7 protein-coding genes are annotated in these 9,572 nt (G+C 74.5%); 3 read left to right on the forward strand and 4 right to left on the reverse strand.

The features are described 5' to 3' along the window. Positions 1–3 precede the first annotated feature (3 nt). Both mfd and IEV86_RS15720 read right to left on the reverse strand, forming a co-directional pair. Positions 4–3,738, reverse strand: coding sequence for a transcription-repair coupling factor (gene mfd, locus IEV86_RS15715; protein WP_043608181.1), 3,735 nt, complete (start codon positions 3,736–3,738; stop codon positions 4–6). A gap of 236 nt (positions 3,739–3,974) precedes the next feature. Further along, the gene (locus IEV86_RS15720) at positions 3,975–4,424 is read right to left on the reverse strand and encodes an FAD synthase family protein (protein WP_043608179.1); all 450 of its coding nucleotides are present in this window, start codon (positions 4,422–4,424) and stop codon (positions 3,975–3,977) included. 232 nt (positions 4,425–4,656) lie between these two features. Between IEV86_RS15720 and IEV86_RS15725 the strand changes: the two genes are divergently transcribed. Continuing rightward, on the forward strand, positions 4,657–5,223 hold the full coding sequence (locus IEV86_RS15725; protein WP_081978848.1) for a GtrA family protein: 567 nt from the start codon (positions 4,657–4,659) through the stop codon (positions 5,221–5,223). Here IEV86_RS15725 and IEV86_RS15730 read toward each other — a convergent pair. Beyond that, positions 5,147–5,926, reverse strand: coding sequence for a polyprenol monophosphomannose synthase (locus tag IEV86_RS15730; protein ID WP_043608176.1), 780 nt, complete (start codon positions 5,924–5,926; stop codon positions 5,147–5,149). The two genes, IEV86_RS15725 and IEV86_RS15730, sit on opposite strands and share 77 nt — an antisense overlap. A 258-nt stretch (positions 5,927–6,184) precedes the next feature. Here IEV86_RS15730 and IEV86_RS15735 point away from each other — a divergent pair, with 258 nt between their 5' ends. Then, positions 6,185–7,990 carry a tyrosine-protein kinase domain-containing protein gene (locus tag IEV86_RS15735; protein WP_052426388.1) on the forward strand — a complete coding sequence of 602 codons (1,806 nt, stop codon included), beginning with the start codon at positions 6,185–6,187 and terminating at the stop codon, positions 7,988–7,990. Between the two features lie 3 nt (positions 7,991–7,993). Further along, positions 7,994–9,403 (forward strand): O-antigen ligase family protein, encoded by a 1,410-nt coding sequence (locus IEV86_RS15740; protein WP_188484749.1) that lies wholly within the window; start codon positions 7,994–7,996, stop codon positions 9,401–9,403. Here IEV86_RS15740 and IEV86_RS15745 read toward each other — a convergent pair. After that, positions 9,340–9,572, reverse strand: a 233-nt coding sequence (locus IEV86_RS15745; protein ID WP_229734689.1) for a hypothetical protein, incomplete at its 5' end; no start/stop codon positions are given. The genes IEV86_RS15740 and IEV86_RS15745 overlap by 64 nt on opposite strands.

Consider the following 9,572-nt stretch of genomic DNA (forward strand, 5'->3'; position numbering starts at 1 on the left):
CGGTCACGATCCGCCGCCGTCGCGCGCCGCCGCACCGGACGCCACCTGCGCCGCGGTCGAGACCGAGCCCTGCAGGACCGCGCCGACGAGGTCGCGGGCCCACCCGAGCAGCTCTCGCCCGGCGAGCGCGCGACCGCCGATGCGCGCCGTCGTCGGGAACGGCACGAGCACGGTGCGGATCGCGGGCTTGAGGATCGAGCCGGGGTACAGGCGCTTGAGGCGCAGCTGCGTCGACTCGGCGAGGTCCACGGGCGCGAAGCGGATGAACCTGCCCTGGGCCGTGACGTCGGTGAGCCCGGCCTCGCGCGCGAGGTTGCGGAACGAGGCGACCTCGAAGAGGTTCTCGACCGGCTCGGGCAGCTTCCCGTAGCGGTCCACCAGCTCGGCGCGGACCGCGTCGAGGGCCTCGCCCGTCGTCGCGTCCGCGATCTTGCGGTACGCCTCGAGGCGGAGCCGCTCGTGGGCGATGTACTCGTGCGGGACGTGCGCGTCGACGGGGAGTTCGAGCGTGACCTCGGCGGGTCGCTGCTCGGTGTCGCCGCGGAACGCCGCGACGGCCTCGCCGACCATCCGGACGTACAGGTCGAACCCCACGCCCGCGATGTGACCCGACTGCTCACCACCGAGCAGGTTGCCCGCACCACGGATCTCGAGGTCCTTGAGCGCGACCTGCATGCCCGAGCCGAGGTCGGTGTTCGCGGCGATCGTCGCGAGCCGGTCGTGCGCGGTCTCGGTCAGCGGCCGCTCGGGCGGGTACATGAAGTACGCGTAGGCCCGCTCGCGACCACGCCCGACCCGGCCGCGCAGCTGGTGCAGCTGGGACAGGCCCATCCGGTCCGCCCGGTCGAGGATGAGCGTGTTCGCGTTGGAGATGTCCAGCCCGGTCTCGACGATCGTCGTGCAGACGAGGACGTCGAACCGCTTCTCCCAGAAGTCGACGATCACCTGCTCGAGCTGGTGCTCGCCCATCTTGCCGTGCGCCGTCGCGATGCGGGCCTCGGGCACGAGCTCGGCGAGCCGAGCCGCCGTGCGGTCGATCGTGTCGACCTTGTTGTGCACGAAGAAGACCTGGCCCTCGCGCAGCAGCTCGCGCCGGATCGCCGCGGTGATCTGCTTCTCGTCGTAGGGGCCCACGAAGGTCAGGACCGGGTGGCGCTCCTCGGGCGGCGTCGCGAGGGTCGACATCTCGCGGATGCCGGTCACCGCCATCTCGAGCGTGCGCGGGATGGGCGTCGCGCTCATCGCGAGCACGTCGACGTTGGTCCGCAGCTGCTTGAGCGTCTCCTTGTGCTCGACGCCGAAGCGCTGCTCCTCGTCGATGATGACGAGCCCGAGGTCCTTGAACTGCACCTGGCCCGTGATGAGGCGGTGCGTGCCGATGACGACGTCGACCGCGCCCGACGCGACGCCCTCGACGACCTCCTTGGCCTCCTTGTCCGTCTGGAAGCGGGACAGCGCCCGCACCGTGACGGGGAACTGGGCGTACCGCTCGGAGAACGTGTCGAGGTGCTGCTGGACGAGCAGCGTCGTCGGGACGAGCACCGCGACCTGCTTGCCGTCCTGGACGGCCTTGAACGCGGCGCGCACCGCGATCTCGGTCTTGCCGTAGCCGACGTCGCCGCAGACGAGGCGGTCCATCGGCATGGACTTCTCCATGTCGGCCTTGACCTCGTCGATCGTCGCCAGCTGGTCCGGCGTCTCCACGTGCGCGAAGGCGTCCTCGAGCTCGGCCTGCCACGGCGTGTCGGGGCTGAAGGCGTGACCCTGCGTCGCCATGCGCGCCGAGTAGAGGCGGATCAGCTCGGACGCGATCTCGCGGATCGCCTTGCGGGCGCGCCCCTTCGTCTTCGCCCAGTCGGAGCCGCCCATCTTGTTGAGCGTCGGGGCCTCGCCGCCCACGTACTTCGTCACCTGGTCGAGCTGGTCGGTCGGGACGTAGAGGCGGTCGCCGGGCTGGCCCCGCTTGCTCGACGCGTACTCGATGACGAGGTACTCCCGCCGGGCCGCCGTCGCGCCGCTGCCGATCGTGCGCTGGGCGAGCTCGACGAAGCGCCCCACGCCGTGCTGCTCGTGCACGACGTGGTCGCCCGGGCGCAGCGCGAGGGGGTCGACGACGTTGCGGCGGCGCGACGGCATCGAGCGCATGTCCTTGGTCGACGTCCCCGCCCGGCCCGTGAGGTCCGACTCGCTGAACACCGCGAGGCGCAGGTCCGGCGCGACGAAGCCGCGGCCGGCGGGTGCCGGGCTGACCAGGACGACGCCCGGCTCGGGCTCCGACGTCACGTCGGGCACCCGACGCGCGGGGACCTCGCTCGCGGCGAGCTGCTCGGCCATGCGCTGCGCGGGTCCGTGCCCCTCGGTGGTCATGACCAGGCGCCAGCCCTCGCGCTGGAGGCGGCGCAGGTCGACGACCGCCGCGGCGACGTCCCCGCGGTACCCGTGCACGTCCCGTGCGCCCACGACGAGCGTCGTGCCGTCCTCACCCTCGACGACGGCGGCGTGCGGGCCGTCCCCCGCCGCGGCGTCCCGCTCGCCCGCCTCGCCGTCGGCGCCGCCCGGGACGGTCCCGGCGGCGCCGTCCTGCGCGGCCGCGGCGTCGAGCGAGAACGCCGAGAACGACCACCACCCGAGTCCCCGCGAGAGCGCGAGGTCGCGTGCGTCGGCGTACTCGACGAACGACGCCGAGCGCAGGTCGATGGGCGTGCTGCCGCCGGCCGCCGCGGCGGTCCACGCGGCCTCGAGGAACTCCTCGCTCGTCGCGAGCAGGTCGTGCGCACGGCGTCGAACGCGCTCGGGGTCCGACACCGTCACGAGCGACCCGGCCGGGACGAGGTCGAGCACCGGGACCATGCGGTCCACCAGCACGGGGGCCAGCGACTCCATCCCCTCGACCGCGACGCCGCCCGCGAGCTTGTCGAGCATCTCGGCCGCACCGGGCAGCTGCTCGACGAGCGCAGCGGCCCGCGCGCGCACCTGGTCGGTGAGGAGGATCTCGCGGCACGGCGGCGCCCAGAGACCCTCGGCGGCGACCTCGAGGCTGCGCTGGTCCGCGACCGCGAACCAGCGGATCTCCTCGACCTCGTCGCCCCAGAACTCGATGCGCAACGGGTGGTCGTCCGTGGGCGGGAAGACGTCGAGGATCCCGCCGCGGACGGCGAACTCGCCGCGCCGCTCGACCATGTCGACGCGCGTGTACGCCGCGGCCGCGAGCCGCTCGACGACGTCGGCGAGGTCCGCCTGCTCCCCCGTCCTCAGCGCGACCGGCTCGAGCTCGCCCAGACCCTCGACGACGGGCTGGAGGAGCGCGCGCACGGGGACGACGAGGACGCGCAGCGGGCCGGACTGGCCCCCGTCGGCGACGGGGTGCGCGAGCCGACGGAACACGGCCAGCCGGCGTGCGACGGTGTCGCTGCGCGGCGAGAGCCGCTCGTGCGGGAGGGTCTCCCACGCGGGCAGGACCGCGACGTCGTCGGCGGGCAGGTAGCACCGCAGGGCGGCCGCGGCGTCGTCGGCGTCCCGCCCCGTCGCGGTGACGACGACCGTCACGGGGGGCGGCCCGTCGCCCGCGCGGGCGGAGACCTCGCGCGCGAGCAGCGCGACGAGCGGTGCACGCACGCCGATCGGCGCGACGACGTCGACGGACTCCGCACGTGCGGGGACGGGGGCGGACGCGAGCTCGCGCAGCCGCGCGGCGGCGACGTCGGTGAGCAGGGTCGGGAGCAGGCCGGTGAGGTCCATGGGTCCTGTCAGGTGAGCGGCGCGGGCAGCACGACGATCCCCGACCGACGAGCGGGAGGGGATGCCGGAAGTCTACGAGCCGCCACCGACACGGGCCCCCGCAGGCGCTCGGCCACCGCGGTGGGGCCGTGTCGGCTCGTCGTGTCGGCTCGTCGTGTCGGCCGGACGTGTCACGGCCCGTGTCGGCCGGGCCCGTCGGCCGACCGTGCCGGCCCGACCCTGCCGGACGGGTCGCCTCAGCCCGTCGCGCGACCTGCGTGCGAGTCGACGGGCGCCTCGAGCGAGGCGAGGGCGCGACGCAGGAGCGTGCTGGACGTGTGCACGGTGTACGGGAAGTACACGACCTCGACGCCCACGGCGGCGAAGTCTCGCTCGAGCCGGTCGCCCTTGGGCGTCCCGCGCCAGTCGTCGCCCTTGAAGATGACGTCGAACCGGACCTCCTGCCACGTGAGGAGCTTGTCCGGCTGCGTCTCGACGAAGACGTCGTCGACGATCGAGAGGTGGCGCACGATCTCGGCCCGCTCGGCCAGCGGCACGACGGGACGACGGCCCTTGGTCAGCTCGAGGACGTCGTCGGCGACGACGCCCGCGACCAGGCGGTCGCAGTGCGCCCGTGCGTGGCGGAGGATGTTGAGGTGTCCGATGTGGAACAGGTCGTACGCCCCGGGTGCGTAGCCGATCTTCACGTGCGTCCTCCTGTGTGCAGGGCGCAGGCCGCTGCGTCCGCGTCGTCGTTCCGTTCCTCCGCCGGCCGTGGCCGGCCTCTGCGGGCCTCTGCGTCCGTGTCCACCACGACACTACGCGATCACGGTCCGAAACGGACAAATAGGTGAACGTCGGGCGACGACTCGTGCTCCGTCCGGGTGACGTCGCGGTGACCTCGGCGCCGCCCAGGTCGCACGCCTAGGATCCCGCTCGATGGTCAGCAGCCTGCGGACTCCCCTCCCCCCGAGCGCCCCGGGCGCGCCCGGCGGATCCGCTCGACGTGCGCTGCGACGCGCCCTGGGCCGGGCACGCCTGGCGGAGCTCGCGCGCTTCGGCTCGGTGGGTGCCGTCGCCTACGTCGTGGACGTGCTGACCTTCAACCTCCTCCTGCTCGGCCCGGGTGAGGTGCTCGGCGACCGCCCGCTGACCGCCAAGGTCGCCGCGTCGGCCGTCGCGACGCTCGCCGCCTGGCTCGGCAACCGCTACTGGGCCTTCGCGCGCTCGCGCACGGCGCGACCGGTCCGCGAGCTCGCGACCTTCGCCGCGGTGAACGTGCTCGGGGCGGGCGCCGCCGTCGCGTGCCTCGCGGTGTCGCGGTACGTCCTGGGCCTCGACTCGCCGCTGGCCGACAACGTCGCGGCGAACGTCGTCGGCGTGGGCGTCGGGACCGTGGTGCGGTACGTGTGCTACCGCCGGGTCGTCTTCACCGGTGGGGCGCGACGCGGGGGCGCCGCCGTGAACCGCGCACCCGCACGAGCCGCTGCAGGCCCCACCAGCTGACGAGGCGCACGGCCTCGACCACGATCGCCCGGCTCATCTTCGACGTCCCGGTCTCGCGCTCGACGAACGTGATCGGCACCTCGACGACGACACGGCCCCCGACGACAGCGCGGCGCAGCAGGTCGATCTGGAAGCAGTAGCCCTGGCTCGCGACGTCGTCGGCGACGAGGCCCGCCAGGACGTCGGAGCGGTAGACGCGGAAGCCGCCCGTGACGTCCCGCACGGGGAGCCCGAGGACCGCCCGCGCGTAGCCGCTCCCTGCGCGGGACAGCAGCACGCGGTACCACGGCCAGTTGACGATCCGCCCGCCCGCGACCCAGCGCGAGCCCAGGACGACGTCGACGCCCGACGCCAGCGCGGCGAGCAGGTCCGGGAGCTGCTCCGGCAGGTGGGACCCGTCGGCGTCCATCTCGACGACGGCGTCGTGCCCCCGCCCCGCGGCCCAGGCGAACCCGGCGAGGTACGCGGCCCCGAGCCCGTCCTTGCCCTTCCGGTGCAGGACGTGCACGCGCCCGTCCGCCGCCGCCAGCCGGTCGGCGAGCTCGCCCGTGCCGTCCGGGGACGCGTCGTCGACGACGAGCACCTCGGCGTGCGGCACCTCGCGCAGCACGCGCCCGACGACGTCGCCGAGCGACGCGACCTCGTCGTACGTCGGCACGACGACGAGCGGACGCGCCGGACCTGCCGGCCGTGCTGTGGTCACGCAGCCCTCCTCCCGGGCCGCGCCCGAAGCGAGCATCCTAGGATCACGGTGGCCGCCAGGTGCTCCGTCCGGGCCCGTCCCGGCGACGCGACGGCGGCCGCGCGCCGCCGCTCGCGGGACCGCGGTCACCCGGGGAGCGGGTGAAAACCCCCTCCCCGAGAGCCCGCGGAAGTCCGTTATGCGAGCATGGATGATCGCTCGCCGGCGGCCGCCCGGCCGGCCCACGGCCCGCCGGCCGCAGCGACGAGGAGCAGAGCAGTGGAGCTGACCGACCACCTCAGGGCGATCCGCAAGTACTGGTGGATCACCGTCCTGACGCTGCTCGCGACCATCGGCGCGGCCGTGTACCTGACGCAGCGCGCCACACCCGTCTACGAGAGCACGGTGACGTTCTACGTCGCCGCGTCCACCGACACCGGCACCGCCCTGCAGGCCGACGAGTTCGCGCAGCGGCGCATCAACTCCTACGTCGGCGTCCTGCGCAGCGACCTGCTCGCCGAGCAGATCGCCGGCCGGCCCGGGATCGACCTCGAGCCGCCGGGCGTCCGCTCGCGGATCTCCGCCGCGGTCGACCCGGAGACGATCATCCTCACGACCACGGTCACCGACACCGACCCCGAGCGCGGCCTGCGCATCGCCGAGGAGGTCGCCGAGAGCTTCGGCCCCCTCGTGGCGCGGCTCGACAGCACCGAGGCGGCGAGCGGCGCCCGCGTGTCCCTCACGGTCATCTCGGGGCCGTCGCTCAACCCCGACCCGGTCTCGCCGCGGCCCACGCTCAACCTCGGTGTCGCCGCGCTGGCCGGCCTCGCGCTCGGCGTCGCGCTGTCGATCGCACGCCAGATGCTCGACCGCAGCATCCGCAGCGCCGACGACCTGAAGGCCGCGACGGGCCTGCCGACCCTCGCGCTCATCGGCGCGGAGCCGCGCGCACGGCGGTCGTCCCCGGGCGGCCTGCTGGTCGACGACGCGAGCCCCGGCTCGCCGCGCGCCGAGGCCTACCGGCAGCTGCGCACCAACCTCACGTTCAGCGCGGTGACGAACCGGATGCAGGTCGTCGTCGTGACCTCGGCGGTGGCGGGCGACGGCAAGACCACGACGGCGTGCAACCTCGCCATCACGCTCGCCGAGAGCGGGCGCACCGTGCTGCTCGTCGAGGCGGACATGCGTCGGCCCATGGTGGCCGAGCACCTCGGGATCGAGGGCGGTGCAGGCCTGACCAACATCCTCGCGGGGCAGGTGCGCGCCGAGGAGGTCATCCAGACCTGGGGCACGGACGGCCTGCACGTCCTGACCGCGGGAACCCTCCCGCCCAACCCGTCGGAGCTGCTCGGCAGCGACGCCATGCACAAGCTCGTCGGGGAGCTGCGCGACGAGTTCGAGGTCATCGTCCTCGACACCCCGCCCGTGCTGCCCGTGACCGACGCGTCGGTCGTGGCGACCCACGCCGACTCCGTCGTCCTCGTGGTCCGGCACGCGCGGACCGAGCGCGAGCAGGCGCTCGCCGCCGTCGAGGCGCTGAGCGCCGTCGGCGCCCCCCTCGCCGGCGCGATCCTCAACTCGGTCCCGGTCAAGCTCCTCGGCGCGGGCGGCTACGGCAGCTACGCGTCGCTCGAGCCCCGGCGAGGACGGCGTCGTCGCCGTCACCGTGGTGCGTCGGCCAGCGCGGCCCGAGCGGCGGTGCAGCGCCCGGCCGCGGACGAGGTCGTACCGGTCGTCGCGGACCCCGAGCCGGTCGCGGCTGCCCCGGGTGCGGGGACGAGCGACGAACCGGCCGCGGCGTCGGGGCCGGAAGCGGTCGCAAGCACCGAGGGCACCACCGCCCGGACGCCCGGACCCGCCGATGCACGGCCCGACGCAGGACTCGACGCAGGACTCGACCCAGGGCTCGACCCAGGTCTCGACGGACCGGCACCCGCAGCCGCGGGGGCGGCAGTGGACGACGGCGCCCGCCACGCGCCGGGCGGGCGCGCGGCGGAGACGTCGGACGCGTCGGCCGCGGGCGCGCCGCCGTCGGAGCGCCACCCCGCGCCGCCCGTCGGTGAGCCCGTGCCGCACGAGCGCTGAGACGTGCTCCTCGTCGCCTGGCTGGGCGTGTGCGCGGTCCTCGCGTGGACCACGCGACGGCGCCCGCTGGTGGCCCTCGTCGCGGTGCTCGTGGTGTGGGTCGCCGTCCCGGTGGCGGCCACGGAGCTCCTGACGGGCCGGGCCACGGGCCCGCTGGGCGCGCACCCCGCGTCCTGGCTCACGCTGGTCACCGTCGCCGCCCAGCTCGCGTACGCACCCCGCCGGATCCTGCGGGTCACGGCCGACCACGTCTTCCTGGTCCTCGCGCTCGGCCTCGTGGCGGCGGTCGCGACGTTCACGACGCAGCAGAGCGGGACCGGGGGCATCGCCCTGCTGCTGGACATGGTCGTCGCGCCGCTCGTGCTGTTCGTCCTGCTGCTGACCGTCGTCGACGGCGACGCGCCGCGGCTCGACGCCGTCCGGAACGCGCTGCTCGCGCTCGGCGCGGCGTCGTCGCTCCTCGCGGTCGTGCAGTGGGTCACGGGCAGCGTGCTGGTCTACGAGGCGCAGCACTCGACGCAGTGGTGGTTCGACCCCGAGAAGTTCGACCGCTGGATGGCGACGTTCGACCACCCGCTCACGCTGTCGATGTTCCTGTGCGTGACGTCGCCGCTCATCGTGGGCCTGCGCCGCGCGTCGCTCCAGCTGGGGCTCGTCGCGCTCTTCGCGGCCGCCGTCACCATCACGCAGTCCCGGTCGGGTGTCGTCGTCGTCGGCGTGGTGGCCGTGTGGGTCGTGCTGAGGTCCCGTGCGCCGTCGCACGTACGCCTGCTCTCGCTGTGCCTGCTCGCCGGTGGCGCGGCTGCGCTCCTCGCGAGCGGCCTGGCCGAGGGGGTGGGCGCACGCTTCGCCGACGACACGGGCTCGACCGGTGCCCGGACCGACGCGCTGCGGTTCTTCGGCGAGACCTGGACCGACTACCTCCTGATCGGGCACGGCCTGACGTCGAGCTACGGGATCGCCGCGCAGAGCGGCCTCGTCGCCAGCCTCGAGAACTCCTTCCTCATGTACGCGGTCGACATCGGCACGGTGTTCGCGGTCGTGTACTTCGGGGCGCAGGCGGCTCTCGTGGTCCGGTCGTGGACGCGGCCGGTGCAGCTGCCCGGCGCGCGGCAGGCCGCGCTCATCGCCTTCGTCCTGCCCCTCACCTACAGCGGGCTCGCGGCCCGCTCGGCGACCGCGACGATCCTCTGGGTCGCGCTCGGGCTCGCGGTCGCGCGACGAGGTGCGGCGCGGCCGCTCCCGGCCGCCGGCGACCGGTCCGGCGGGTGGGACGGCGACGGCGCGGTCGTGCCGGGGCACGACCGCGCCGTGGTCGTTCGGGGGTCCGCCCGTGCGGGGCGGGCCGGTCAGGGAGCGGTGCCGGTACCGCTGTCGCGGCGCACGGTCACCGCCGACCCGTCGTCGTCGTAGACGTTCCCGGTCGCGGTGAACGCGACCTCCGGCGTGGCCAGGATCGTGAACCAGTTGTTCTTCCCCGCGAACGGCACGTTGCGCATGTCACGGGCGAAGCGGTTGCGGTCCACCCGACCGAAGTCGAACGCACCCGTCTTCGAGTTGTGCACCAGCTTGATCGGGATGT

The organism is Cellulomonas carbonis, from assembly GCF_014636275.1.
GTDB classification, from domain to species: Bacteria; Actinomycetota; Actinomycetes; order Actinomycetales; family Cellulomonadaceae; genus Actinotalea; species Actinotalea carbonis.

Coding starts and splice junctions, on each gene's coding strand:
- mfd (WP_043608181.1), bottom strand. CDS start 3,738: ATGGACCTCACCGGCCTGCTCCCGACCCTGCTCACCGACGTCGCCGCC.
- IEV86_RS15725 (WP_081978848.1), top strand. CDS start 4,657: ATGGTCAGCAGCCTGCGGACTCCCCTCCCCCCGAGCGCCCCGGGCGCG.